At 73.7% G+C, this 26,841-nt stretch carries 18 protein-coding genes and 1 pseudogene; 13 read left to right on the top strand and 6 right to left on the bottom strand.

Annotation, left to right across the window (positions count from 1 at the left end; translation table 11 throughout):
* Positions 1-8 precede the first annotated feature (8 nt).
* The 4 genes and pseudogenes from ACIP2X_RS27195 to ACIP2X_RS27180 form a co-directional block, all read left to right on the top strand.
* The gene (locus tag ACIP2X_RS27195) at positions 9-1,421 is read left to right on the top strand and encodes a HEAT repeat domain-containing protein (protein ID WP_401677318.1); all 1,413 of its coding nucleotides are present in this window, start codon (positions 9-11) and stop codon (positions 1,419-1,421) included.
* 193 nt (positions 1,422-1,614) lie between these two features.
* The gene (locus tag ACIP2X_RS27190; RefSeq protein WP_401677316.1) at positions 1,615-2,742 is read left to right on the top strand and encodes a glycosyltransferase family 4 protein; all 1,128 of its coding nucleotides are present in this window, start codon (positions 1,615-1,617) and stop codon (positions 2,740-2,742) included.
* Entirely contained in the window at positions 2,739-3,902 is a 1,164-nt protein-coding gene (locus ACIP2X_RS27185) for a glycosyltransferase (protein ID WP_401677314.1), read from the top strand. The genes ACIP2X_RS27190 and ACIP2X_RS27185 overlap by 4 nt, the downstream gene beginning before the upstream one ends.
* Positions 3,899-4,744: pseudogene (locus tag ACIP2X_RS27180) on the top strand (SGNH/GDSL hydrolase family protein); the annotation flags it as partial. The gene ACIP2X_RS27185 and the pseudogene ACIP2X_RS27180, both read left to right, overlap by 4 nt.
* Before the next feature lie 344 nt (positions 4,745-5,088).
* Here ACIP2X_RS27180 and ACIP2X_RS27175 read toward each other — a convergent pair.
* From ACIP2X_RS27175 to ACIP2X_RS27155, 5 genes are read right to left on the bottom strand one after another with little or no spacing between them, the layout of a single operon-like run.
* Entirely contained in the window at positions 5,089-5,958 is an 870-nt protein-coding gene (locus ACIP2X_RS27175; RefSeq protein ID WP_401677312.1) for a biotin-dependent carboxyltransferase family protein, read from the bottom strand.
* Positions 5,955-6,596 (bottom strand): allophanate hydrolase subunit 1, encoded by a 642-nt coding sequence (locus ACIP2X_RS27170; RefSeq protein WP_401677310.1) that lies wholly within the window; start codon positions 6,594-6,596, stop codon positions 5,955-5,957. Before ACIP2X_RS27170 ends, ACIP2X_RS27175 begins: the two co-directional genes overlap by 4 nt.
* Entirely contained in the window at positions 6,593-7,351 is a 759-nt protein-coding gene (locus ACIP2X_RS27165; protein ID WP_401677308.1) for a LamB/YcsF family protein, read from the bottom strand. Before ACIP2X_RS27165 ends, ACIP2X_RS27170 begins: the two co-directional genes overlap by 4 nt.
* 17 nt (positions 7,352-7,368) lie before the next feature.
* Complete coding sequence (locus ACIP2X_RS27160) at positions 7,369-8,190, bottom strand: putative hydro-lyase (RefSeq protein WP_401677306.1); 822 nt, start codon at positions 8,188-8,190, stop codon at positions 7,369-7,371.
* Positions 8,187-9,506 carry an MFS transporter gene (locus ACIP2X_RS27155; protein ID WP_401677303.1) on the bottom strand — a complete coding sequence of 440 codons (1,320 nt, stop codon included), beginning with the start codon at positions 9,504-9,506 and terminating at the stop codon, positions 8,187-8,189. The genes ACIP2X_RS27160 and ACIP2X_RS27155 overlap by 4 nt, the downstream gene beginning before the upstream one ends.
* Before the next feature lie 178 nt (positions 9,507-9,684).
* On the opposite strand from ACIP2X_RS27155, the gene ACIP2X_RS27150 reads away from it, so the two are divergent.
* The 4 genes from ACIP2X_RS27150 (at position 9,685) to ACIP2X_RS27135 (ending at position 17,689) form a co-directional block, all read left to right on the top strand.
* Positions 9,685-10,380: a GntR family transcriptional regulator gene (locus tag ACIP2X_RS27150; protein ID WP_401677301.1), complete on the top strand. Its 696-nt coding sequence runs from the start codon at positions 9,685-9,687 to the stop codon at positions 10,378-10,380.
* A gap of 91 nt (positions 10,381-10,471) precedes the next feature.
* Positions 10,472-11,998, top strand: coding sequence for a hypothetical protein (locus ACIP2X_RS27145; RefSeq protein WP_401677299.1), 1,527 nt, complete (start codon positions 10,472-10,474; stop codon positions 11,996-11,998).
* Between the two features lie 22 nt (positions 11,999-12,020).
* Positions 12,021-12,893 carry a hypothetical protein gene (locus ACIP2X_RS27140; RefSeq protein ID WP_401677297.1) on the top strand — a complete coding sequence of 291 codons (873 nt, stop codon included), beginning with the start codon at positions 12,021-12,023 and terminating at the stop codon, positions 12,891-12,893.
* Positions 12,894-12,934: 41 nt separating this feature from the next.
* Positions 12,935-17,689 (top strand): hypothetical protein, encoded by a 4,755-nt coding sequence (locus ACIP2X_RS27135; protein WP_401677295.1) that lies wholly within the window; start codon positions 12,935-12,937, stop codon positions 17,687-17,689.
* A 118-nt stretch (positions 17,690-17,807) separates the two neighbouring features.
* On the opposite strand, the gene ACIP2X_RS27130 is transcribed toward ACIP2X_RS27135, so the two are convergent.
* Complete coding sequence (locus ACIP2X_RS27130) at positions 17,808-18,428, bottom strand: hypothetical protein (protein WP_401677293.1); 621 nt, start codon at positions 18,426-18,428, stop codon at positions 17,808-17,810.
* Between the two features lie 419 nt (positions 18,429-18,847).
* Here ACIP2X_RS27130 and ACIP2X_RS27125 point away from each other — a divergent pair, with 419 nt between their 5' ends.
* From ACIP2X_RS27125 to ACIP2X_RS27105, 5 genes are read left to right on the top strand one after another with little or no spacing between them, the layout of a single operon-like run.
* A complete protein-coding gene (locus ACIP2X_RS27125; RefSeq protein ID WP_401677291.1) occupies positions 18,848-21,739 on the top strand; it encodes a nitrate- and nitrite sensing domain-containing protein in 2,892 nt (963 codons plus the stop codon).
* Positions 21,736-22,173, top strand: a complete 438-nt coding sequence (locus ACIP2X_RS27120; RefSeq protein WP_401677289.1) for a roadblock/LC7 domain-containing protein — start codon at positions 21,736-21,738, stop codon at positions 22,171-22,173. Before ACIP2X_RS27125 ends, ACIP2X_RS27120 begins: the two co-directional genes overlap by 4 nt.
* 9 nt (positions 22,174-22,182) lie before the next feature.
* Entirely contained in the window at positions 22,183-22,578 is a 396-nt protein-coding gene (locus tag ACIP2X_RS27115) for a DUF742 domain-containing protein (protein ID WP_401677287.1), read from the top strand.
* Positions 22,579-22,602: 24 nt separating this feature from the next.
* Entirely contained in the window at positions 22,603-26,250 is a 3,648-nt protein-coding gene (locus tag ACIP2X_RS27110; RefSeq protein WP_401677285.1) for a hydantoinase B/oxoprolinase family protein, read from the top strand.
* On the top strand, positions 26,231-26,839 hold the full coding sequence (locus ACIP2X_RS27105; RefSeq protein ID WP_401677283.1) for a GTP-binding protein: 609 nt from the start codon (positions 26,231-26,233) through the stop codon (positions 26,837-26,839). Before ACIP2X_RS27110 ends, ACIP2X_RS27105 begins: the two co-directional genes overlap by 20 nt.
* Positions 26,840-26,841: the final 2 nt, after the last annotated feature.

Below are 26,841 nucleotides of genomic sequence, written 5' to 3'. Positions count from 1 at the left end.
TGTTTCCCATGTTCGATCCGGTCATAGCGCCCAGCGGTACGCTGCTCGGCCTGCTTCAGCGGGGCCGCGGCGACGGCACACTGCACGCGCTCACCGCCCCGCGCCCCGAGGCCCTCGCGGCCCTGAACCACTGTGTGCTGCGCGATCCCCGCCACGACTGGCAGGTGGAGAACCGCTCCCTGTACTACGCCCGCCTCTACCTCGACCTGAACGGCGAGTTGGACGCGATCGAGGCACACCTCTTCGCCCCCGAGGACGTCGTCGACGACGACGAGTCCCGCACCGGGCTCGCCCTCTCCGTCCTCGGCCATCTGGCCTCCTACGGCAGGCGCGACGCGCTCGTCCTGCTGCGCCGGTACGCCGCCCAGGGCTCCAACTGGGCCTGGGCCCTGGACGAACTGGCGCTGCGCGACGACGACGCCGGGCTGCGCGCCCTGGCCGTGCCCGTGCTGGCCCGCTTCCCCGCCGACGCCGAGGGCGAGGCCGAGCTGGCCGCCGTCGTGCGGGACGCCTTCGAGCCGCGGCCCTGGCGGCTGTGGGCCGAGGATTCGCGCGCCTCCGTCGGCACGCGGGTGCGTGCCGCGCAGGAAGCCGGCTGCTTCGACCGCTGGCAGCGGCAGATGCGACCGGCCGGGCCCCGCCCCGGGTGGAGCGTCCAGGCCGTGTTCGAGTGGGCCCAGCAAGGCATCGAACGCGGCGTCGCGCTGCACGTTCCGGCCGCCCGCTGTCTGTCGGCCGTCGCCGGCCCCGAGGACCGGGCCGAGATCGTCCGGGCCGCCCAGGACGGCAGTGAGGGCGCCCGCTGCACCGCGCTGCGCTATCTCGCGGACACCGACGACCCCGACGTCCTCGATCTGGTCGAGGCGGCCGTGGTCACCGGCTCCGCGCCGGTCGTCGAAGCCGCCGTCGAGGCCTTCGAACGGATGCGTGGCCCGGCCGCCGTCGAGCGGGCGCGCGGCTGGGCCCGCCGGCCCGATCCGCTGGGTGCCGCGGCCGGACGCGTGCTCGCCTGCCGGGGCGGCGCCAAGGACAGCGACCTGGTCCTCGGCGCGATCCGGGAGGCCGTGCGCGGCGAAGGCCCCGACGCGCCGACCCTGTGGACGCTCGTGGACGGCGCCGGACGGCTCGGCATCGGCTGCGCCGCACCGGTTTTGCGCCACGTCTACCGCGAGACCGGCTCCTCCCATCTACGGGGCAGGGCCGCCCGAGCCCTCGCCGCGACCGACCCCTCCTTCCCCTCCGGTTTCGGTGTCGAGTGCCTCTGGGACTGTGAGGAGACCACCCGGGAGCTCGCCGCCCGGCACGCCGAGACGGGGGACACCCGCGTCGTCGAGCAACTGCGCCGACTCGCCTCCGACCCCGCCGAGGAGGCGGAGGTCCAGACCGCGGTACGCAGCCGGATCGGCCCCGAAGCCATGTGAACGCCACCCATCCCCCGCGGGGGGTGACAGGGCGCCGTCGTACCCGCCGGGTGAACGGCAGGCGACCCGGAGATCAGGAGTGCGTGACCGCGCGCCGACGCGCTCGGGTGCGCAGCGCAACGCTCATGGATCGTTCCCCGTCCGGAAAGATCGACGTTGACGCGGCCACGTCCAGCGTGGCGACAACAGCCCTATGCGTGTCGTCATCGTGACCGAATCCTTTCCCCCCGATGTGAACGGCGTGGCCCACTGCGCGCTCCAGACCGCCCGACACCTCGTCGATCGCGGTCACGCTCCCATCGTCGTCGCCCCGGCCCCCGCTCCCGGGAACAAGGCAGACGCCCTGGCGCCCTGCCCCGTCGTCCACGTCCCCTCCCTCCCGCTCCCCGGCTACCCCCAGGTCCGGGTCGCCCTGCCCAGCCGGCGCCTGGCCGCCGCGCTGATCGACCACCAGCCCGACATCGTGCACCTCGCCAGCCCCTTCATCCTCGGCGTCCGTGGCATGGCCGCGGCGGCCCGGCTCGGTGTCCCCGCCGTCGCCATCTACCAGACCGACCTCGCCGGATACGCCCGCACCTATGTGGGCGCAGGGGAAGCCGCGGCCTGGCGGCGCATCCGCTCCGTGCACTCCGCCGCCGACCGCACCCTCGCCCCCTCCAGCGCCTCCCGGAGCGACCTGGAGGTCCACGGCGTCCCCCGGGTGCACCTGTGGCAGCGCGGAGTCGACACCGCGCGCTTCCGCCCCGAACTGCGGGACGCGGCACTGCGCCGCGAACTCGCCCCGAACGGTGAGCTGATCGTCGGCTACGTCGGGCGGCTCGCCCCCGAGAAGCACGTCGAACTCCTCTCCGGCGTCTGCGGGCTCCCCGGCGTGCGCGTGGTCGTCGTCGGCGACGGACCGAGCCAGCCCGGCCTGGCCGAGGCGCTGCCCGGCGCGGTCTTCCTGGGCCGCCGCACCGGCGACGATCTCGCCCGGATCTTCGCCTCGCTGGACGTCTTCGCCCACACCGGCCCCTTCGAGACCTTCTGCCAGACCGTGCAGGAGGCCATGGCGAGCGGTGTGCCCGTGGTCGCGCCCGCGGCCGGCGGCCCCATGGACCTCGTCGACCACGGCCGCACCGGGATCCTGGTGCCGCCGCGCGACGCGGACGCCCTGCGGGACGCCGTGGCCGGCCTGGCCGCCGACCCGGCGCTGCGCGCCGCCTTCGGTACGACCGCCCGCGCCACCGTTGAGGGCCGCACCTGGGGCGCCATCGGCGACCAGCTGATCACGCACTACGAGGCCGTCCTCGACGCGCGCAGGCCGGCGGTGGCGGCATGAACACGTCCCTGCGCATCGTCCGGCTGGCGAACTTCGTCGCCCCCGCCTCCGGCGGCCTGCGCACCGCGCTGCGGGAGCTGGGCAAGGGCTTCAAGCTCGCCGGCCACGACCCCGTCCTGATCGTGCCGGGCGAGAGGTACAGCGACCGGGAGACCGAGCAGGGCCGGGTGATCACCCTGCCCGGGCCCGTGCTGCCCGGCACCGGCGGCTACCGCGTGCTCGTCGACAAGCGCCGCGTCGCCGCCCTCCTGGAGGAACTCGGACCGGACCGCCTGGAGGTCTCCGACCGGACGACCCTCAGGTGGACCGGCCGGTGGGCGCGGCGCGCCCGGGTGCCCGCCGTGATGGTGTCCCACGAGACCGCCGACGGCGTGCTGCGCACCTGGGGCCTGTCGGAGAACCTGTCCCGGCGGGCCGCCGACGCCCTCAACGTCCGCACGGCCCACACCTACGCGAAGGTCGTGTGCACCACGGAGTTCGCCGAGCGCGAGTTCATCCGGATCGGCGCCCGCAACGTCGTACGGGCGCCCCTGGGCGTCGACCTGATGAACCGTCGCCCCACCCTGCGCGACGCGGCCCTGCGCGAGACCCACGCGCGGGCGGACGAGAAGCTTCTGGTGATGTGCTCGCGGCTGTCGGTCGAGAAGCGGCCGGGAACCGCCCTGGACGCCCTGGAGTCGCTGCGCCAGCGCGGGGTGCGAGCGGTGCTCGTCGTGGCCGGCAACGGGCCGATGCGCGCCGGTCTGGAGAAGCGGGCGCAGGAACGCGACCTGCCGGTGACCTTCCTCGGGCACGTCGCCGACCGCAGCCTGCTCGGCGCGCTCCAGGCCACCGCCGACGTGTGCCTGGCCCCCGGCCCGGCCGAGACGTTCGGGCTGGCGGCGCTGGAGGCCATGGCCTGCGGCACACCGGTCGTGGCGAGCGCGTCCTCCGCGCTGCCCGAGGTGATCGGATCCGCCGGTGCCACCGCGGCGGACAACGGGGACGCCTTCGCGGACGCCGTGGAGATGCTGCTCGACCGCCCCGAGCGAGAGCGCCGGGAGACCGCACGCGCGCGTGCCGAGTGCTTCGGCTGGGGTACGGCGGTGGACGCCTTCCTCGCCGCGCACGACGCGGCGGTGCCCGAGCGGCCCTTCGCCCGTGCGGAGGGCGTGGCATGAGATCCGTCCGATACGTCGCCCTCGGGGACTCGCTGACCGAAGGGGTGGGCGACCCCCTGGGGAATGGGTGGCGCGGCTGGGCCGCGCTGCTCGCCGGCGGCCTGTCCGAGCCGCCCGCCGAATTCACCAACCTCGCGGTCAGCGGCGCGCAGACGCGTGACGTGCTGGAGACCCAGCTGCCCGCCGCGCTGGCCCTGCGGCCGGACGTCGCCTCCGTGCTCGTCGGGGTGAACGACACCCTGCGCCGCACGTTCGACATCCACCAGATCACCGAACGCCTCGACAAGGTGTACGCGGCCTTCACCCGGCAGGGCACGGCCGTCCTCACCGCCTGCCTGCCCGACCCGGGTTCCATGCTGGGGCTGCCGGGGGTCCTCGCCAGCCCGCTCGCCCGCCGGCAGCGTGCGGTGAACACCGTGGTCCACGCGCTCTCCGAGCGGTACGGGGCCGTGCACGTGCACGCCGCCGAGGGTGACTGGGTCGACGACCGGCAGATGTGGTCCTCGGACCGGCTGCACCCGGGGGAGCGGGGGCACCGGCAACTCGCCGTCCGGTTCCACGGACTGCTCGCGGAGGCGGGGATCGCCACGGGCGCCGCGCCCGCCGCCGACCCCGAGTTCCCGCCGCCGACGAGGTCGGCGAGCCTGCTGTGGCTCGCGACCGCGGGCACCGCCTGGGTGCTGCGGCGGTGCAACGACCTGCTGCCCCAACTGCTGCGGCTGGCCGCCGTCGAGATGCGCCACCGCGCGCGCGGCACCAGCGCCCGGCTCGACCTGCGGTCGGCGACCGCGGTGACTACGGCGCTGGCGACCCTGTCGCTGCCGCAGCCGAGGGCTGGCGCAGGGCTGGGGCCGGAGCCGGGGAAGTCCTTCCTGCCGGAGGGCTTGTCGATGCCGGGTCAGCGCACGGCACCGGACCACCGGGCGACGGCGGAGCATCGCGCGCGGGCCGAGCATCGCGCGGATCAGCGGGTCGCGGTGGAGCAAGCGGCGGTGCCGGGCCGGCGGTCGGTCACGGAGCAGGGCGCGATGGCGGATCAGCGGGTCGAGGTCGAGCAGGCGGCGATGTCCGCACAGCGGTCGGTCACCGACCAGCGTCCGGTACCGGATCAGCGTTCGGTCGCGGAGCCGCAGCCGGAGCCGGAGGCGGCGTAGGGCCGAGCGCGCGCACGAGCCCGCACGGCGCGTCAGCGACGACGTACCGCCACGAAGCGCACCGGGGTGCCGGGCGCGGCCTGCGCGGCGGCCGAGAGGTCGGCCGTGCGGACGACCGCGACGACCGGGTAACCGCCGGTGGTCGGGTGGTCGGCGAGGAAGACGACCGGCCGGCCGTCGGGCGGTACCTGGACCGCGCCCAGGACCATGCCCTCGCTGGGCAGTTCGCCGGGACGGGCCCGCTCCAGGGCGGGCCCCTCGGTGCGCAGCCCGATCCGGTTCGCGGCGGCGGACACGCGGTACGGGCGGGACAGGAAGGTCCGTACGGCCTCCGGGGTGAACCAGCCGTCGCGGGGCCCGAGCGTCACCCGCAGGACCAGTTCCGCGGGCGGCGCTGGCTGCGGGACGCCGTCCACGCGCGCGTGGGGGCCGCCGGCCCGGCCGAGGGGCAGCACCGCGCCGTTCGCGAGCGGCGGCGGCCCGAGCCCCGACAGCAGGTCCGTGGAGCGGCTCCCGAGGACAGGTTCGACGGCGACGCCACCGGAGACGGCCAGGTAGCCGCGTACCCCGTGGGTCGCCGCGCCGACGTCCAGGACCGCGCCCGCCGGCACCCGCACGGGCGCGCCCCAGGCGACCGGGCGCCCGTCCACGGTGACCCGGCACGGGGCGCCCGTGACCGCGACGGTGACCGCGCAACGCGGCCGCACCGCGCAGCCGTTGAGCGTGGTCTCCAACAGCGCCGCCCCGGGCGGATTGCCGGCCAGCCGGTTGGCCAGGGCCGCCGCGGGCGGGTCGAGCGCCCCGGAGCGCGGCACGCCGAGGTGGGCATGCCCCGGACGGCCCAGGTCCTGGACGGTGGTCAGCGCTCCGGCCCGCACGACGGCGAGCGCACGGTCCGTCATGGAAGCCCCACCGGGTCCGGGACTCCGGGGGCCACCGCGACGAAGCGCACGCGCGTGCCCGGCGACAGCAGGGCGGCCGGTACGCGCGTGTGGTCCCACAGCACCGCGTCCGTGGTGCCGATCAGCTGCCAGCCGCCCGGCGAGGCGTGCGGGTACACGCCCGTGTAGGGCCCGGCCAGGGCGACCGACCCCGCCGGGACGGCGGTGCGCGGTGTGGCCCGGCGCGGGACGTCGTAGCGCGACGGCAGACCGGTGAGGTAGCCGAAGCCGGGCGCGAACCCGCAGAAGGCGACGCGGAACTCGGTCCCGGCGTGGAGGCGTGCCACCTCCCGCTCGCTCACGCCCCACAGTGCGGCGACGTCCCTCAGGTCGGGGCCGTCGTAGCGCACCGGGATGTCGACGACCTCGCCCGCGCGCGGGGGAGCCGGTGGCACGTCGGCGGCGGTCAGCTCGGCGGCCAGACGGGCGGCGTCGAGGACGCCGTCCAGGAGGACGGTGCGGGCCGCGGGCACGATCTCGCGGACCGTGAGCGATCCGTCGGCGCGCCGGCGCAGCAGTTCCGCGTGCAGCGCCTGCGCCTCGTCGCCGGAGGAGACCTCGACGAGCAGGGCCTCGTCCCCGACCGGAAGGACCCTCATGCGAAGGCCTCCACCCGGACACCGGTCTCCTCGAGCCGCCGGCGCACCCGCCGGGCCAGCTCCACCGCGCCGGGCGTGTCCCCGTGCAGGCACAGGGAGCGCGCGCGTACGGCGATGCGGGCCCCGGAGCTGGCGGCCACCGACCCGGAGCGGGCCAGGTCCACCGACCGCGCCACGACGGCCTCGGGATCGGTCACGACGGCGCCGTCGCGGTCGCGCGGCACGAGGGTGCCCTCGTCGGTGTAGGCGCGGTCCGCGAATGCCTCCGGGACCGGCGGCAGCCCGGCCTCGGCGGCGCGTGCCAGCAGCCGGGAGCCGGGCAGTCCCAGCACGGGCAGCGAGCCGTCGGCCAGGAGCACGCCGTCGACGACCGCGGCGGCCTGCTCCTCGTCGTGCACCACGCGGTTGTACAGCGCGCCGTGCGGCTTGACGTAGGCCACGCGGGAGCCGGCCGCGCGCGCGAAGACCTCCAGGGCGCCGATCTGGTAGGCCACCTCGGCCGCCAGTTCGGCGGGCGGCACGTCCATCGCGCGCCGCCCGAACCCCGCCAGGTCGCGGTAGGAGACCTGCGCGCCGATCGTCACCCCGCGCGCGGCGGCCTGCTCGCACACCCGCCGCATGGTGGCCGCGTCCCCGGCGTGGAAGCCGCAGGCCACGTTGGCGCTGGTGACGACGGACAGCAGCCGCTCGTCGTCGGTCAGCCGCCAGCGCCCGAAGCCCTCGCCGAGGTCGGCGTTCAGATCGATCGCGGTCATGGGTCCCCTTGTGCTGCTCAGGCCACGCGGTACTGCTCGTCGCGGGCGTCGGTCAGGAACATCTGGCCCGGCGCGTGGGTGAGGGCGAACGGCGGCCGCGAGGCCGTCACCGCCGCCTGCGGGGTGACCCCGCAGGCCCAGAACACCGGGATGTCGTCCGGATCGGCGGTCACCGGGTCGCCGAAGTCGGGCCGGGCGAGGTCGCCGATCCCGAGCGCCGACGGGTCGCCGCAGTGCACGGGACCGCCGTGCACCGCCGGCAGCAGGCTGCTCTCCCGGATCGCCGCCGCGAGCCGCGTGGGCGGGACCGGCCGCATGGACACCACCATGGGCCCCCGCAGCCGCCCCGCCGGACGGCACTGACGGCTGGTGACGTACATCGGGACGTTCCGTCCCTGCTCGACATGGCGCAGCGGGACACCCGCGGCGGACAGAGCCCACTCGAAGGTGAAGCTGCACCCGATCAGGAACGAGACCAGGTCGTCCCGCCAGTGCCCGAGCACGTCGGTCGGCTCGTCCACCAGCTCGCCGTCCCGCCACACCCGGTAGCGCGGCAGGTCGGTGCGCAGGTCCGCTTTGGGCGCGAGGCCGGTCGTCCAGGAACCGGCGTCCGTGACGTCCAGCAGCGGGCACGGCTTCGGGTTGCGCTGGCAGAACAGCAGCATGTCGTAGGCCCAGTCGGAGGGGACCGCGATGAGGTTGGCCTGGGTGTGGCCCGCCGCGACCCCGGCCGTGGGGCCCGTCAGTCCCGCCCGGAAGCGGGCCCGGGCGTCCTTGGGGCTCCACGCGTGCGCGTGCTCGTCGACGACGGTCAGGGGACGGTCCTCGGTGCGGTTCACACCAGCTCCTTCCCGCGCGTCTCGGGCAGCCCCAGCAGGGCCAGCGCCGCGAGTCCGTAGCCGATCGCGCCGAAGACCAGCGCGCCTCCCACACCCCAACTGTCCGCCAGGAAACCGACGGTGGTGGGGAAGACCGCGCCGATGGCACGGCCGGTGTTGTACGTGAAGCCCTGCCCCGTGCCCCGCACCGCGGTCGGGTAGAGCTCGCTGAGGAACGAGCCGAAGCCGCTGAAGATGGCGGACATGCAGAACCCCAGCGGGAAGCCGAGCACCAGCACGAGGGTGTCGGCCCCGCTCGGGATGTTCGCGTACGCCAGGATGCAGATCGCCGACAGCAGCGCGAACAGCCAGATGTTGCGGCGCCTGCCCAGCTTGTCGGTGAGGTAACCACCCGTGAGGTAGCCGATGAAGGCGCCGGAGATCAGGAAGGTCAGGTAGCCGCCGGTGCCGACGACGGACAGCCCGCGCTCCGACTTCAGGTACGTCGGCACCCAGGTCGCCAGCGTGTAGTAGCCGCCCTGGACACCGGTCGACAGCAGCACCGCGAACACCGTCGTGCGCAGGAGTCCCGGCGAGTCGGCCGTCCCCCTGCGGAAGATGGCCGCGAAGGAGCCCTTGCGGGGACTGCGCCGGCGGGCCGCGGCGGCCTCGGGGGCGTCGTGCACGCGTCGCCGCATCCAGATGACGAGCAGGGCCGGCAGGGCGCCGGTCCAGAACATCACGCGCCAGGCCAGACCCTCGTCGAGGAACGAGAAGACCAGCGTGTAGACGATCGCGGCCAGGGCCCAGCCGACGGCCCAGGAGCTCTGGATCACCCCGAGGGTGCGGCCCCGGTGCTTGGCGCTCGCGTACTCCGCGACCAGGATCGCGCCGACCGCCCACTCGCCGCCGAAGCCGAGGCCCTGCAGGGCCCGGAAGACCAGCAGCGTCTCGTAGTTGGGCGCGAAACCGCAGGCCACCGTGAACACGGCGTACGTGACCACCGTGATCATCAGCGCCTTGACCCGGCCTATGCGGTCGGCCAGCACGCCGGCGAGGGCGCCGCCGATGGCGGAGACGACGAGCGTGACCGTGGTGAAGAGGCCCGTCTGGCCGCTGTCCAGGCCGAAGTAGGCGGCCAGCGCGACCATGCTCAACGGGAGCGTGAAGTAGTCGTACGAGTCCAGCGCATAGCCGCCGAAGGCGCCGGCGAAGGCACGCCGGCCGCGCGGGCCGAGGGCGCGCAGCCAGCCGAACGCGCCGTTGTCGTCGTGCTGTTCACCCTTTCCCGGGTGCGTGTCGGTGGGCGGGGCCTGTGGTGGAGGGGTCGTGCTCATGGGCACCTCGCAGAGGGGGGACGGAGGGTGCTGCGGACTGAGCCGTGCCGTGCGGAAGCGTCACGGCGCCGCCGCCGTGAGGGAGGGGCGGCGCCGTTCGTAGCAAGGTAGAGGATCGTTCAACGATCCCTCAATACTCATGTTGTTTCGTTCTGGTATCTGCGATTGAATTCCCGGCATGGCAGAGCAGCTGACGGGACTGGCCGACGACCGGGCCCTCCTGGGGCGCACCAGCACCGCCGAGCGCGTCTCGGACATCCTCAGGAGCCGGATCGCCGAGGGCTACTTCCCGCCCGGCACCCGGCTGTCGGAGGACAGCATCGGCGGGGCGCTCGGCGTCTCCCGCAACACCCTGCGCGAGGCGTTCCGGCTGCTCACCCACGAACGACTGCTGGTCCACGAGCTGAACCGGGGCGTCTTCGTCCGGGTGCTGGCCGTGGAGGACGTCGAGGACATCTACCGCACCCGGCGCCTGGTCGAGTGCGCCGTCGTGCGGGGGCTCGGCGAGCCGCCCTACGCGCTCGACGGGCTCGCCTCCGCCGTGACGGAGGGGCGGCGGGCCTCGGTCGAGAACGACTGGAAGGGCCTCGGCACGGCCAACATCCACTTCCACCGGGAACTGGTCGCCCTGGCCGGCAGCGAGCGCACCGACGAGCTGATGCGCAGCGTCTTCGCCGAACTGCGGCTCGCCTTCCACGTCGTGGACGACCCGCGCCGGCTCCACGAGCCCTACCTCACCCGCAACAGCCAGATACTGCAGGCCCTCCAGGCCGGCGACAGGCGTGAGGCGGAGCGGTTGCTGGAGGTGTACCTCGACGACTCGCTGGCGCGGGTGGTCGAGGTCTACCGGCGGCGGGTGGGCGACGACGTGTAGGGCGCCGGCCGGGTCCCGGCGACCTGCGTGACCTGGGGCGGCATCTGCGTCGTTTGGGCCGTTGTCGGACCGAGGACCTAATCTGTGCACCGTGACTTCGCCTGCGTCGACGGACCGTGTTCCGCCCCAGTTCACCGCGGGGCCGCGCCCAGCTCTGGGCCCGGCCGCCGACGAGGGACTGGCGCGGCGGCTGCGCGCGCTCGCCTGCACCGCGCCGCTGCACGACCTCGACGCGCGCAAGGCCAACCTCGCGGGTGAGTACTCGGTGTACGGGATGGCCGAGGTGGCGCTCGCCGCCATCGACCTCGTCACACTGAACATGGACTTCGACACCGGCGCCGACCACGACCAGGTGGTGGCCCGGCTGGTGCCGCGCATCGCCGCCCAGGCCCCGCGCCGACCGGCCGCCGAACACGAGCGGGTGGCCCGCTGGGTCCTGGAGAACCTCATCAACGTCGGCAGCGTGGACCGGGGATTCCGCGCCGTTTACGGCACGTTCGCCCCGGACGGTGCATATGTCCGGCGGGACTACGACTTCAAGCTGATCGAAGAGGTGCCCGGACCCGGCGGCAGCGTCTACCTCCGCACCACCGACGAGGCGGTGAACGTCCTCGTCGGCGCCCTGGACACGGATGTCACCAGCGCCCAGATCGCGGCCGAGGTCAAGCTGGAGGTGCTGATCAACCGGGGCCGGCTGGCCGACGCCCAGCTCGCGGCCGAACAGGCGCGATACCGCACAGTCCAGTACTCGGAGACGCTCCGCCGCGCCCTGGAGGCGACGCGGCGCAACGTCCGTGCGGTGGACTGGCTCAGCACCGTCCCCGACATGATCGCGGAGGCCCTCGACCACGTCGCCGACCGCTACCGGCACGAGAACGCGATCCTCACCAACATCCGCAAGGCACGGGACGAGTCGGAGGACCCCGAGCACAAGCGGCGGGCCGCCGAACTGGTCGACATCGTCAAGGACTGCATCCGGCGGCACACGCAGCTGCAGTCCCGACTGCTGGAGGCCGGGCCCCTGTTCCGCGCCGAACAGGACCGGCAGGCCTTCGCGACGCCGATGGCCACGGCGGGCATCGACCTGTACGGGCACCTGGTCGCGCCGGTGCTGCCGCTGCCCCTGGAGCAGGCACTCCGCGTCACGGACGCCTTCTTCGCCAAGGGGACCGGCCTGCGAACGCCGGTCTCCGTCCGGGTCGGGGACCTGGTCGACATACTGCTGACCCCGCCCGTGGAGCGTGCGCACCTCGGAGCGGAGATGCCGGAGCCCGATCTGATCGCCACACCGGACGACAGTCGGTTCAGCGAGAAGCAACTCGCGGCGGCGAGAGTACTGCTGGACCTGGAGCCGGACGCGCCGAGACGTCTGTCGGGGCTGCTGGCCGAGGCCCGGCGCACGGATCCCGACCTGCCGTACCTCGTGGCGCTCATGGCCGTCCACGCGGCCAGCCCACCGGTCGGGACGGCCTACCGGCAAGGTGAGGAGAAGCTGCTGTTCTCCGTGGACGACGGGACGGAACTGGACGACCCCGAGTTCGGCGGGGCCGACCTGATCGTCGGCACGGCCCTGCTGGACGCGGCGGGGATGGCGGCGGACCGTACGGAGGCCGCGTGAGGACCACTGAGGAGTCGAAGTCGTGAGCGAGCACGTGGAGTCGGAGGGCGCAAGGGCGCCGGGGAGCGCTGTCGTCACCCCCGCGGACGCAGCCGACGCGGCGCGGCTCGTCGCGTTCGGGCTGCAGCCGAAGCTGCTGCCCGCCCGCGACCAGGAGTACGCCGACCTGCTGCGGCGGTACCGCGAGGACCCCGCGTTCGCGCGGCTCGCGGACGCCGTCGCCGCCGGGCTGGGCCTCGTCGTGCTGGAGGTGTCCGCGCGCGCGGGCATGGCCGTGACCGCCGCCGAGGACTCCGTGTTCGCGGTGCGGATGGGCGACTACGCGCGACGCACGGCCGCCGACTCCGGCGACCGGTTCCTGCACGGGCTCGCGCATCTCGCGGTCGCCGCGATGGCGTTCCCGCGCCCCGAGGACCTCGCCGACGACGGCTACATCGGCCGCGTGACGGTCAACGGCGTGGACGCTTTCGTACGTCAGGCCTGCCGTCGGCTGGAGGAGCGGGCCGCCGAGCAGGGCGAGAACACCGACCCCGCGACCGACGCGCCGGGACTGGAGGCCGCCTGGCGGATCTGGGTGAGACGCAGCGCCACCGGTGCCACCAAGGACGCGCGCCGCCTCGCGGGTTCCACGACCGGAATCGTCGGCAAGGCCGTGGCCTTCCTCACCGACTCCGGGTTCCTGCAGCGGACGGGCGACGACAGCGGCGGCACCTACCGCACGACCGCCCGCTACCAGCTCCAGGTGCGGGACATGGCGGGCAGCGCGGCCATGGCCGAGTTGCTGGAGCTGGGCGTCGTCCCGGTGACCGACGGCACCCCGACGCTGCTGCCCCCCGAGGAGGGCGACGCCCCGGAGCTGGTGGCCGACGCCGGGCTGCCCTTCCACTCCGTCTGACACCCCCTCTGATCCACACCGAAGACTTACGAGAGTCCGCCATGTACGAGCTGTCCCGGGTCCGCCTCTACTCCATCGGGCCCGCCGGTGCGCGCTACGCCGACACCGTGCTTGACCTGCGCGGCGTGGGCGAGCCCGTGCCCGACCCCGCACCGACGCAGGCGGAGTTCTTCGAGGAGGAGCCGGTCGGCCCGCCGCGCCGGCCCGCCCCCGCCGGAGTGCTCTTCCTGGAGAACGGCGGCGGAAAGTCCGTCCTGCTCAAGCTGATCTTCTCGGTGATGCTGCCGGGCCACCGGAACACCCTGGGCGGCGCCAGCTCCGGTGTGCTGCGCAAGTTCCTGCTCGCCGACGACTGCGGACATGTCGCCCTGGAGTGGCAGCACGTGCTCACCGGCGAGTGCGTCGTCGTCGGCAAGGTGAGCGAATGGCGCGGCCGGCAGGTCTCCAACGACCCCCGGAAGTTCGCCGAGGCCTGGTACTCCTTCCGGCCCGGACCGGGACTCACCCTGGACAACCTGCCCGTCGCCGAGGCCACCGCCGTACGGCCCTCCGTGGAGGGGCAGTCGGGGGCGCAGGGGCGGCGTCGCACCATGAAGGGGTTCCGCGACGCCCTGACCGACGCGGGCAAGGCGTATCCCCATCTCGAAGTGCACTGGGAGGAGATCCACGAGCGCTGGACCGAGCACCTCGGCGACCTCGGCCTCGACCCCGAACTCTTCCGCTACCAACGGGAGATGAACGCCGACGAGGGTGAGGCGGCCGGCCTCTTCGCGGTGAAGAAGGACTCCGACTTCACGGACCTGCTGCTGCGCGCCGTCACCGACACCCGGGACACCGACGGCCTCGCCGACCTGGTCAGCGGCTTCGGGAACAAGCTCGGGCGCCGGGCCGAGCTGATCGCCGAGCGGGACTTCACCGCCGGGTCGGTCGATCTGCTCGGGCGGATCGTCGACGCCGCCGAGACCCGCGCACGCGCGCGCGACATCCACGCCGGGGCCGAGCGGCGGACGCGCGCCCTGGCCCGGCGGCTGTCGGCGCGCGGCGCCCAGGAGCGCGTCCGGGCCGCCGACCTCGCGCAGCGCGTCACGGCCGCCGCCTACGCCGTGACCCACGCCGAGTCGGCGCGCGAGCGCAGCGCGCTGATCGCCGCCGAACTCGCCTTCCGGCACGCCTCCCTGGCGCTGGCCGCCGCCGAGAAGTCGGCGGCCGCCCAGAAGCGTGAACTCGCCGACGCGCGCACCCTGCACTCGGCCTGGCAGGCCGCCGAGGCCGTGCTGCGCCACCGCGCCGCCGCCGACCGGGTCGCCCGCGTGGCGGCCGCGATCCAGGAGGCCGAACGGGACGCCGCTCCCGCGCTCGCCGCGCGGACCCGGGCCGCCGTGGACCTCGTACGGGCCCTGCACGCGGCGGCGGAGAGCGCCGAGACGCTGGCGAACGAGGAGGAGGAGCGGTCCGCCGCGCTCCAGGAGGTCGGCGACCGCGCCCACCGGGACTCGACCGCCGCCGCCACCGAGGCGCAGCGCGCCCGCAGCGAGGTCGGCCACCTGCGGCAGCGCCTCACCGAGGTCGAGCAGGAGACCGCCGAGGCGGTGCGCGCGGGCTGGCTCGACGACAGCGCGCCCGACGCCGATCCGGCCCGGGCCGCCCTGGCCGCCAGCGACGCGGAGAAGTCGGCCGTGGCCGCCTGGGACACCGCCCGGGAGGCGTCCCGCCGGGCGAGCGAGCACGCGCGCGAGGCAGCGTCCGCCGAGTCCCGGGCCGAGCTGACGGCCGCCCGCGCGGCGGACGCGGCGACCGCCGCCGAGCGTGCCTACGACGGAGAGCGGCGGACCGCCGAGGCACTGGCGGCGGAGGAGAGGCTCGCGCAACTGCTCAGCCTGCCGGTCGCCCCGGCACCGGCCACGTCCGGCTCCGTGCCCGCGCCGCGCACGGGTGCCGACGGCGCCGACGTCACCGGATCCGGGCGTCCCGGCTCGGCTGACCCCGCGCCCGCCACCGGGCCGCGGCCGGGCGACGCCCCCACCGGCGACGACGGCACCAGCACGGCCCCGAGGACCCGACGCCCCGTCGCCGAAGGCGCGCTCGCCCCTGAGGAACTCGACCGCTTCGCAGACGAGTTGCGCGAACTGCTCGACGACGCCGTCTCCTCGGCCGAGCGCCAGCTCTTCGAGCTGCGGACCGCGGCCGCCGACGACTCCCGCATCCTCGGCGCGCTCGGCGACGGCGGCCTGCTGCCGCCCGGCCCGGACGTGCTGGCGACCGTCGAGTTCCTCGGCGAGCACGGCATCCCCGCACTGCCCGGCTGGCGTTACCTCGCGCAGGCCGTCGACCCCACCGACCACGCGCGGGTGCTGGCCGCCCGCCCCGAGCTGGTGGACGGCGTCATCATCACCGACCCGGGGTCGCACGCCCGCGCGCGGGACGCGCTCGGCGACGCCGCGCTGCTGCCCCGGTCGGCCGTCGCGGTCGGCACGGCGGCCGCCCTGCTCGCCCCCACCCCGGCCCCGGACACCGCCGGCGAGGGCGACGTCTTCCTCGTCCCGCCGAACCCCGCCATGCACGACGAACACGCCGCCGACGAGGAACGGCAGACGCTGCGGGCGCGGGCGACCGCACGCGACGAGGAGATCCGCGCACTCGCTACCCGGCTCGGCAAGGACCGTGAACTGGCCGCGCGGCTCACGTCCTGGCGGACCGGCTGCCCGGCCGGGCGGCTCGTGGAACTGGCGCAGGCCGCGCGTGAGGCGCGCGCCTTCGCCGAGGAGGCCGAGGCGGAGCTGAGCGAGGCGCGCACCGCACGGGCCGAGACCGAGGAGGCCGCCGCCGAGGCGGCGCAGGTGCGTGAGGAGCGGCAGGAGGCCGCGCAGCGGGCACGGCGCTCCGCCGACGCCCTGGCCGGTCTCGCCTTCCGGCTGCGCGAACGGGCCGGCTGGCAGGTCAAGGTGCGCGAACTCGCCGACGAGGCGGCCGAGTCCGAGGCACGCGCGCAGACCTGCCTGGAGCGGGCCCGCGCCGCCGACGAGGACCGGCGCGCCGCCCAGCGGGCCGCCGACGACACCCGCCGCACCGCGCGTGCGCTGCGCGCCGAGCGCTCCGAGATCGCCGGCGCCCCCGACGACGTGCCCGAGGACGAGGCGCAGACGCCGAAGGCGGCCCTGCCCGCCCTGCGCGAGGCGTACCGCGCCGCCTCCCAGCTGTACGAGAAGGTCGGCGTCGGCGCCGACCTGCGGGCCGAGCAGGCGCGGGCGGAGAGCGACGAGAGCGCCGCGCGCGCGGATCTGGACCGGCTCAGCAACAAGGTCCGCACCCGCGCCGAGCAGCTTCTGCAGTCCCCCGACGGATCCGACGGGCCCTCCCGGCAGTCCGCGGCCGCACGTGCGGAGGAGCTGGTGCAGCTCCTGGAGACCCGGATGTCCGGCGCGAGCGAGCAGCTCGGCCGGCTGCGCGGCGAGGCCGAACGGCACGCCCCCGAGGAGGGCGAGGCCCACACCGAGCTGTCCGAAGAGCTTCAGCCGCGCGACGCCGAGCACGCGCAGGCACTGCTGCGCACGGCGAGCGCCGAACTCGCCGCGCACGCCGAGGCGCTCACCCAGGCCCGCGAGGCGCACGCCGAACTGCTCGACGCGCACTGCGCCGCCGAGGACGCCGCGGGCGGCTTCGACGAGATCGCCGCGCTGCTGCGGGACCTGCTGCGCGAGCACGCCGGTGACGAGGAGCGGGACGCGCCGGAGCCGTACCCGGGCGGCCTGGAGGACGCCCGGCAGTCCGCCGCCGAGGCGCGCCGGTCGCTGCGCGGCTGCGCCGCCGACCTCTCCGCCGCCGAGGGCGCCGTCCGGGAGGCGAGCGACGTCCTCGTACGGCACGCCAACTCCACCCGCTACGAGCAGGTACGCACCCCCGCCCGCCAGCAGATCCGCGAACTGCCCGCGTCCGCGCTGCCCGAGCACGCGCAGAAGTGGGCCGACGCCTTCGCGCCCCGGCTGCGGGTCCTCACCGACGAGCTGGAGCAGCTGGAGCGCAACCGGGACTCGATCGTGGACCGGCTGCGCGGACTGGTCGAGTCGGCGCTGGCCACCCTGCGCGCCGCGCAGCGGCTGTCACGGCTGCCCGAAGGACTCGGCGAGTGGTCCGGGCAGGAGTTCCTGCGGATCCGCTTCGAGGAACCCGACCAGGCCACTCTCACCGAGCGGCTCGGCGAGGTCGTCGACGAGGCCACCCAAGCCGCCGTCAAGAAGAACTCCGATCTGCGCCGCGACGGCATGTCCCTGCTTCTGCGGGGTGTGGCCGCCGCCCTCCAGCCCAAGGGCGTCGCCGTCGAGATCCTCAAGCCGGACGCCGTGCTGCGGGCCGAGCGTGTGCCCGTCGGGCAGATGGGCGACGTGTTCTCCGGCGGCCAGCTGCTCACCGCGGCCATCGCCCTGTACTGCACGATGGCCGCGCTGCGCTCCAACGACCGGGGCAGGGCACGGCACCGGCACGCGGGCACCCTCTTCCTCGACAACCCGATCGGCCGGGCCAACGCCACGTACCTGCTGGAGCTCCAGCGGGCCGTGTCGGACGCGTTGGGCGTGCAGCTCCTCTACACGACCGGACTGTTCGACACGACCGCGCTGGCCGAGTTCCCGCTGGTCATTCGGCTGCGCAACGACGCCGACCTGAGGGCGGGCCTGAAGTACATCAGCGTCGAGGAGCACCTCCGGCCGGGGCTGCCGGCGCAGCCCCGATCCGGAGAGACGGTCCACAGCGAGATCACGGCGACGCGCATGTACAAGCGGCCGTCGGAGAGGCCTGCCTGAGAGATCGCCCAAGAGATCCGCCCAAGAGATCCGCCCAAGAGATCCGTCGGAGGATCCGTCCAGAGACCCGTCTCGTCGCTCGGGGCCGACCGGCTCGGCCCGGAGCGGTCTCCGTGCCTCAGGGATGCGACAACTGCCCGGCCCCGCCTCGCCCGTGTATCCGCTCCTGCGCACGCTCGGCGGACCGCGCCTGCCGGCGCGCCCTGCGGCGTTCGCGGCGCAGGGCGCGTGCGGTGCTGCTCGGCACCGACACCACACCGTTGCGCTGGTTCCACACCTGACGGGTCACCCAGACGTCGAGGACGCTCCAGGTCGCCGCCACGGTGCTGGCGATGCTGCTGAGCACCATGGGGAAGGCGAGCCAGGACCCGGCCAGGGTGCACAGGAACGCCACCATCGCCTGTATCAGCGTCACGGAGATGATCAGCACCGCCCGCACGGCCGCCGTCCGCACCGGATCGGGCAGCCGGCGCCGCTTCGCCGGCTCCTCGATCCACAACGGCCGGTAGGACGACCGCTCCTGGGACGTGTCCGATTCCGGGGAGCGGTCGGGGCCCCCGTAGCCGGCCCGTCCCTCGGTCTCGCGCTTCCGTTCGCTCTTCTCCGGCGTGAAGTCCCCGTCCCGCACCGTCGGTCCGCCCACCCGAATGTCGTGATCCGGCGCCTCGGCGCCCCGCCGCGCCGCTACTTGTGCGACTCCACCCGTCCCAGGTGCCTCTTGCCGCTCCGCCGTGCCCATCACCGTGTCACTCCCCACCGCCAGCAGACCGATTGCCCCGGTCCGAAGACCCGACTCCCCAGTGGCTGCCCGGCTTGCGCTGTTTTACGCCGCCCGGGTGCAGGAAGCGGCTCCTGTGGCCGATTCCGCCCCCATTCCCTGTAGAGAAGGACGAACGGGGCGCCCCGAAGATTCCCGGCGAACGAAGAATTCCGGCCAAACACCCAGGCGAGTCGAACGGGCCCGGTTTCCCGGGGGCCGCCGGATTCAGGGCGGCAATCTCCCGCAATGACCGGACAACTCCCCGTGCCTCACAGGCGAACGGAAGATCGTGTTCCGGAACGTTCTTCGAGTTACGGGTGCGTCGGTAGTAGGCTCGCGCCGTTTGTTGACGCACATGTGTACCCCCCTGCCGGTGGGGGGTCGAGCTGGGGGAGGCCATGCGCTTTCGCGGGAAGTCCATCCGCCGGAAGATCGTGGCGCTGCTTCTCGTGCCGTTGCTGTCCCTGAGCGCGATCTGGGCCTTCGCCACGGTGCTGACGGGACGCGAGGCAGCACAGCTGTTCAGTGCTTCGACCGTCGTCGAGAAGATCGGCTATCCGGCCGAGGACACCGTCCGGGTCCTCCAGCAGGAGCGGCGGCAGACCCTGGTCTATCTCGCCGACCCGCGCGCCTCCGACGGGCTCGCCGCACTTCAGCGCAGTCGCGCCGCCACCGACGAGGCCCTGGCCAAGGTGCGCAGGAACGCCGAGAGCGCCGAGGTGCGCGAAGATCTCGGTGAGACCTCGGGCGAGCGACTGACCGCGATGCTCGACGCGTTCGACGGCATCGGATCCCTGCGCCGGAGCGTGGAGGACGGCACCGTCAACCGCTCCCAGGCGCTCGACCTCTACAACCGCCTGGTCGACCCCTGCTTCGTCCTGCTCGGTGACCTCCACGTCGTCGACAACGTGGAGATGGACACCCAGTACCGCGCCCTCGTGAACGTGGTCCGGGCCCGCGAACTCCTCTCCCGTGAGGACGCCCTCCTCGGCTCGGCCCTGGTCGTCGGCAAGCTCTCCCGCGCCGAGAGCCGTGACATCTCCGATCTCGTGGCGCAGCGCGGCGTCCTCTACGACACCAGCCTGCCGATGCTGCCCAGTTCGGAACGCGAACGGTACGAGCGCTTCTGGAAGAACGCCGCCACCGCTCCACTGCGGGTGGCCGAGGAGTCCGCCGTGGGCTCCGCCTCGGACGACGCCGGTGGCATCTCGGCCCGCACGTGGGACACCACGGCCGGCAACGTGCTCGACGAACTCGGCAGCCTCGACGACGAGGCCGCGGACCGCTATCAGGACCGCGTCCGCCCGATCGCCACCGGCATCATCGTCAAGGCCGTCGTGGCCGGGTTCCTCGGGCTGATCGCCGTACTGGTCTCGCTCGTCGTCTCCATACGCATCGGCCGCGGTCTCATCCGTGACCTGCGCCAGCTCCGGCTGGAGGCCCACGAGGCCTCCGGTGTGCGGCTGCCCAGCGTGATGCGCCGCCTCTCCGTGGGCGAGCAGGTCGACGTCGAGACCGAGGTCCCCCGCCTGGAGTTCGACAGGAACGAGATCGGCGAGGTCGGTCAGGCCCTCAACACCCTCCAGCGGGCCGCGGTCGAGGCCGCCGTCAAGCAGGCCGCGCTGCGCGCCGGCGTGTCCGAGGTCTTCGTGAACCTCGCTCGCCGCAGCCAGGTCCTGCTGCACAAGCAGCTCACCCTGCTCGACACGATGGAGCGCAGGACCGAGGACACCGAGGAACTCGCCGACCTCTTCCGGCTCGACCACCTCACCACGCGGATGCGCCGGCACGCCGAGGGCCTTGTGATCCTCTCCGGCGCCGCGCCCTCCCGGCAGTGGCGCAAGCCCATCCAGCTGATGGACGTCGTGCGCGCCGCCGTCGCCGAGGTCGAGGACTACGAACGCATCGAGGTCCGCCGCCTGCCCCGGATCGCCGTCACCGGCCCGGCCGTCGCCGACCTCACCCATCTCGTGGCCGAACTCCTGGAGAACGCCACGGTGTTCTCCCCGCCGCACACCGCCGTCCAGGTCCTCGGCGAGCGCGTGGCCAACGGCTTCACCCTGGAGATCCACGACCGCGGCCTCGGCATGGCGGCCGAGGCCCTGCTGGACGCCAATCTGCGGCTCGCCGAGACGCCGGAATTCGAGCTGTCCGACACGGACAGGCTCGGGCTCTTCGTCGTCAGCCGCCTCGCCCAGCGGCAGAACGTCCGGGTCTCGCTCCAGCCCTCGCCGTACGGCGGCACGACAGCGGTCGTCTTCATCCCCGACTCGCTGCTGACCGACGAGGTGCCCGACACCAACGGTCTCGGCTTCCGGCTCGATCGCGCGCGCCCCTCCAGGGAGGCCGAGCTGGAGGAGAGCCGCAGGACCACCTTCTCCCACGTGCCGGTCCAACTGCCCGGCCGGTCGCCTGCGTTGCTGGACGGTCCGGTGGAGCTGGAGGGCCCGGTCGACCTCGACGCCATCGAGGACTTCCCCGACGCGCTCGACGGCGAGGAGAACGAACACGGCGGCCTGTTCCGTCCGCGCCGAGGCCTCAGCCCCGCGGACGGTGACATGACACCCAGGTCCGACGCCCCCGGCGGCCCTGCCCGCTCCGCGACGGACGATCATGTCAGCGCTCCGGTGCCGCTGCCGCGACGCCGCGCACCCAAGCTGGTCAGCTCGCACGGCAGGCCGGTCACCGACCAGCGGTCGCGCGGCCCGGAGACCGACGAGGAGACCGCGTCCGGACCGGGCCCCCGCCGTCCGGACCAGGAGCGCACCCCGGCCCTGCCGACCCGTCGCCGCGGCGGCTCACCCCTCGGCCGAGGCGCAGAACCCGCTGGGCGGCTCGGCGACCCGGACGAGCCCACGTCCGACGGCACCGGCGACTCACCCGAAGCCCCGGGCAGGCAGGGCAGCGACGCGGGCGCCGAGCCTCCTGGCCGCCGAGGCGAGGACCACGGGCCCCGAACGCATGACCTCGGCCGGGAGGACGAGGACGCCACGGTCCGGGCCATCGCCACCGGATCCGCCCGCCCAGGCGAGGCCGGCCCCGAGGCGCCCGGCACCGGCACCCTGCCCCGCCGTGTCCGCCAGGCCAGCCTGGCACCGCAGCTCAAGCAGGATCCCGGCCGCCGCAGCGAGGAACGGGCGGCGCCGGTGGAACGCGACGCCGACGAGGTCCGCAGCCGTATGGCCTCGCTCCAGCGCGGCTGGCAGCGTGGCCGCAAGGAGAACGCCACGGGGGACGACGCCCCCCGCGGCACAGCACCACAAGGAACGACAGAGGGGGACGGTCGATGACCGCACCGAAGGCGACCGGCCAGAGCGTGAACGGGAAGTCCGGCGAGCTCAACTGGCTTCTCGACGATCTCGTCGACCGTGTCGCGAGCATCCGCAAGGCCGTCGTGCTCTCCGGCGACGGTCTGGCGACGGGAGTCTCCAAGGACCTCACCCGCGAGGACGGCGAGCACCTCGCCGCCGTCGCCTCCGGTTTCCACAGCCTCGCCAAGGGCGTCGGCCGCCACTTCGAGGCGGGAAGCGTCCGCCAGACGGTCGTCGAGCTCGACGACGCCTTCCTCTTCGTCACCGCCGCCGGCGACGGCAGCTGCCTCGCCGTCCTGTCCGACGCCGACTCGGACGTCGGCCTCGTCGCGTACGAGATGACGCTCCTCGTCAAGCGGGTCGGCGTGCATCTGGGCACCGCTCCACGCACCGATCTGCCCTCGGGCGGGTAGTGGGATGGCATGAGCGCAGACGGTCAGGCAAGAAGCCACTGGTTCGACGACGAAGCTGGACCGGTCGTCCGTCCGTACGCCATGACGCGGGGCCGCACCAGCCATGCGGCCCAGCACCGCCTCGACCTGATCGCGGTGGTCGTGACGGAGCCCCATGTGGACGACCCGGAGACGGACCCGACCCTGTCCCCGGAACATGTCGACATCGTCGAGCTGTGCCGTGAGGTCCCGCAGTCCGTCGCCGAACTCGCCTCGGAGCTCGATCTGCCCATCGGGGTGATACGGGTACTCGTGGGGGACCTGACGGACGCGGAACTCGTCCATGTGACCCGGCCCGTACCCCCGGCCGAGCTGCCGGACGAGAGTATTCTGCGCGACGTGATCAACGGCCTCCGGGCGCTCTGAGCAGCGCGGAAGCGAGGTGGAGACGTGAGCGGCTGGCAGTTCTGGGTCGACCGGGGCGGCACCTTCACGGACATCGTCGCGCGGCGCCCGGACGGACGGCTGCTGGTCCACAAGCTGCTGTCCGACAACCCGGCACGCTACTCCGACGCGGCCGTCGCGGGCGTGCGCGCACTCCTCTCCGGCTCCGAGGACCCCGTCGAGGCGGTGCGCATGGGGACGACCGTCGCCACCAACGCGCTCCTGGAACGCAAGGGCGAACGCACCCTGCTCGTCATCACGCGGGGCTTTGGCGACGCCCTGCGCATCGCCTACCAGAACCGGCCCCTGATCTTCGCCCGCCGCATCGACCTCCCCGAGCTCCTCTACGAGCGGGTCGTCGAGGTCGACGAGCGCATCGCCCCCGACGGCACCGTCCGGCGCGAGCCCGACCTGGACGCCCTCGCGGGGCCGCTCCGCCAGGCGTACGACGACGGCATCCGCGCGGTCGCCGTGGTCTGCATGCACAGCCACCAGCACCCCGCCCACGAGCAGGCCGTCGGGGAACTGGCCGCCCGTACCGGCTTCGAGCAGATCTCGCTGTCGAGCGAGGTCAGCCCCCTGATGAAGCTCGTCCCACGCGGGGACACGGCCGTCGTCGACGCCTATCTGTCGCCGGTGCTGCGCCGCTACGTCCGCCATGTCGCCGACGAGCTCGAAGGCGTACGGCTGATGTTCATGCAGTCCAACGGAGGACTCGCCGAAGCCGGGCAGTTCCGCGGCAAGGACGCGATCCTCTCCGGACCCGCCGGAGGCATCGTCGGCATGGCCCGCATGTCGCGACTGGCCGGCTTCGACCGCGTCATCGGCTTCGACATGGGGGGCACGTCCACCGACGTGTCGCACTACGCGGGCGCCTACGAACGGGTCTTCACCACACAGATCGCCGGTGTGCGGCTGCGCGCGCCCATGCTGGACATCCACACCGTCGCGGCCGGCGGCGGCTCGGTCCTGCACTTCGACGGCTCCCGCTACCGCGTAGGGCCGGACTCGGCGGGCGCGGACCCGGGCCCCGCCTGCTACCGCGCGGGCGGCCCCCTCACCGTCACCGACGCCAACGTCATGCTCGGCCGCGTCCCGCCCGACCACTTTCCCCAGGTGTTCGGCCCCGAGGGCGACCAGCCCCTCGACACCTCCCTCGTCCGCGAGCGCTTCGACGCCCTCGCGGGCGAGATCCGAAAGCGCACCGGCGACGACCGGACGCCCGAGCAGGTCGCCGAGGGCTACCTGCACATCGCCGTCGCCAACATCGCCAACGCCGTCAAGCGGATCTCCGTCCAGAAGGGCCACGACGTCACCCGCTACGCCCTGACCACGTTCGGCGGGGCGGGCGGGCAGCACGCGTGCAAGGTGGCCGACCTGCTCGGCATCCGCACCGTACTCGTCCCGCCCATGGCCGGTGTCCTCTCCGCGCTCGGTATCGGTCTGGCCGACACCACCGCGATGCGGGAACAGTCCGTCGAAGCGCCCCTGGAGGACGCCTCCATGGCCGGCGTCACCAGGACGGCGGACGAACTGGAGGCCGCGGCCCGCGCCGAACTCCTCGCCGAGGACGTCCCCGAAAGCCGCATCGAGATCATCCGCCGCGCCCAGTTGCGCTACGACGGCACCGACACGACCCTCACCGTCGAGCTCACCGAGCCCGCCACCATGAAACAGGCCTTCGAGGAACGTCATCGCGCCACGTACTCCTTCACCCTCGACCGCCCGGTCGTCGTCGAAGCCCTCTCCGTGGAAGCCACCGGCATCACCGAACCCCCCGATCTCTCCGCTCTCGCTCCCTACCAGGCCGACCGCGAAGGCAGCCCCGCGGCCGCGCACACCGTCCGCCTCCACAGCGACGGCGCCTGGCGCGACGTGCCCCTGCGCCGCCGCGAGGAACTGCCCCCGGGCGACACCGTCACCGGACCCGCGATCATCACCGAGGCCGGCGCGACGACCGTCGTGGACGACGGCTGGCGGGCCGCTGCGACCGACGACGGGCATCTGGTCATGGAACGCGCGGCGGTCACGCAGAGTTCCGAAGTGGACACGGAAGCCGACCCGGTTCTCCTGGAGGTCTTCAACAACCTCTTCATGTCCATCGCCGAGCAGATGGGCGCCAGGCTCGAATCCACGGCCCAGTCCGTCAACATCAAGGAACGCCTGGACTTCTCCTGCGCCCTGTTCGACCCGGACGGGAACCTGGTGGCCAACGCCCCCCACATCCCCGTCCACCTGGGATCCATGGGCACCAGCGTCCAAGAGGTCATCCGACGGCGGGGCCCTGGCATGCGGGCGGGGGACACGTACGCCGTCAACGACCCGTACCACGGGGGCACCCACCTCCCCGACGTCACCGTGATCACCCCGGTCTTCGACACCGGCGGCACGTCGGACACGGAGGGTGAGCGGATCCTCTTCTACGTCGCCTCCCGCGGCCATCACGCGGAGATCGGCGGCATCGCCCCGGGCTCCATGCCCGCGGACAGCCGCACCATCGAGGAGGAAGGCGTCCTCTTCGACAACTGGCTCCTCGCCGAGAACGGCCGCTTCCGCGAGGAGGAGACCCGCCGCCTGCTCACCGAGGCGGCCCACCCCTCCCGCAACCCCGGGACCAACCTCGCCGACCTGCGCGCCCAGATCGCCGCCAACCACAAGGGCGTCGAGGAAGTCACCCGCATGATGGAGGACTTCGGCCTCGACGTGGTCCAGGCGTACATGCGGCACGTCCAGGACAACGCCGAGGAAGCGGTGCGCCGCGTCATCGACGCACTCGACGACGGCGAGTACGCCTACGAGACCGACTCGGGCGCCGTCCTTCGCGTACGCGTGCGCGTGGACCGCGACGACCGCTCCGCCACCGTGGACTTCACCGGTACGTCACCGCAGCTGGCCGGCAACTTCAACGCCCCCTACTCGGTGGTGAACGCCGCGGTCCTGTACGTCTTCCGCACCCTCGTCGCCGACGACATCCCCCTGAACGACGGCTGTCTGCGCCCGATCCGCATCATCGTGCCGTCCGGCTCGATGCTCTCGCCCGAGCCGCCCGCAGCGGTGGTCGCCGGCAACGTGGAGACCTCCCAGGCCGTCACCGGCGCCCTCTACGCCGCGCTCGGCGTGCAGGCGGAGGGCTCCGGAACGATGAACAACGTCACCTTCGGCAACGAACGCCACCAGTACTACGAGACCGTCGCCTCCGGCTCGGGGGCCGGCGACGGCTTCCCCGGCGCGAGCGTCGTCCAGACCCACATGACCAACTCCCGCCTCACCGACCCCGAAGTCCTGGAGTGGCGCCTGCCCGTGGAGTTGGAGGAGTTCTCCGTCCGCCGTGGCAGCGGCGGCGCGGGGCGGTGGCGCGGCGGGGACGGCGCGGTCCGCCGTATCCGGTTCCGCGAGCCGATGACCGTATCCACGCTCTCCCAGCACCGCAGGGTTCCCCCGTACGGCATGGCCGGCGGCGAGCCCGGGGCCCTCGGTGCCAACCGCGTCGAGCGCGCGGACGGAACGGTCGGCGCACTCGGCGGAAGTGACACGACGGACGTCGGCCCCGGCGACGTACTCGTCATCGAGACCCCCGGCGGCGGAGGCTACGGGCCACCGCCCCCCGACCCCCATCGAGCAGGAGAAGAGACCGATGATCTTCGGGCGATCTGAGCGCGGCAAGCCCCCGGTCGAGCCCGTCACGCTCAAGATCCTGGTGGCCGGCGGCTTCGGGGTGGGCAAGACGACCCTCGTCGGCGCGGTCAGCGAGATCAGGCCGCTGCGCACCGAGGAACTGCTCACCGAAGCCGGGCGGCCGGTCGACGACACCAGTGGCGTGGAAGGCAAGCACACCACCACGGTGGCCATGGACTTCGGCCGCATCACGCTGCGCGAGGACCTCGTGCTTTACCTCTTCGGCACACCGGGCCAGGAACGGTTCTGGTTCATGTGGGACGAGCTGACCGAAGGCGCGCTCGGCGCCGTCGTACTCGCCGACACCCGCCGTCTGGACGACTGCTTCGCGGCGGTCGACTACTTCGAGCGGCGCTCCATACCGTTCGTCGTCGGCGTCAACTGCTTCGACGACGCCGCCCGCTATCCGGTGGAGGAGGTACGCCAGGCCCTCGACCTGGACGACGGCGTACCGCTGCTGCTGTGCGACGCGCGTGAGCGGGAGTCGGTCAAGGAGGTCCTCATCGGCGTCGTCCAGCACGCGATGACGCAGGCGGCGGACCGCCGTCAGGCCGTGACGACGACCTGACG

It is taken from the genome of Streptomyces sp. NPDC089424 (assembly GCF_044749345.1).
GTDB lineage: Bacteria > Actinomycetota > Actinomycetes > Streptomycetales > Streptomycetaceae > Streptomyces.
Note: the sequence above shows the minus strand (reverse complement) of the source record. Positions and strands in the feature narration are given on the sequence as shown.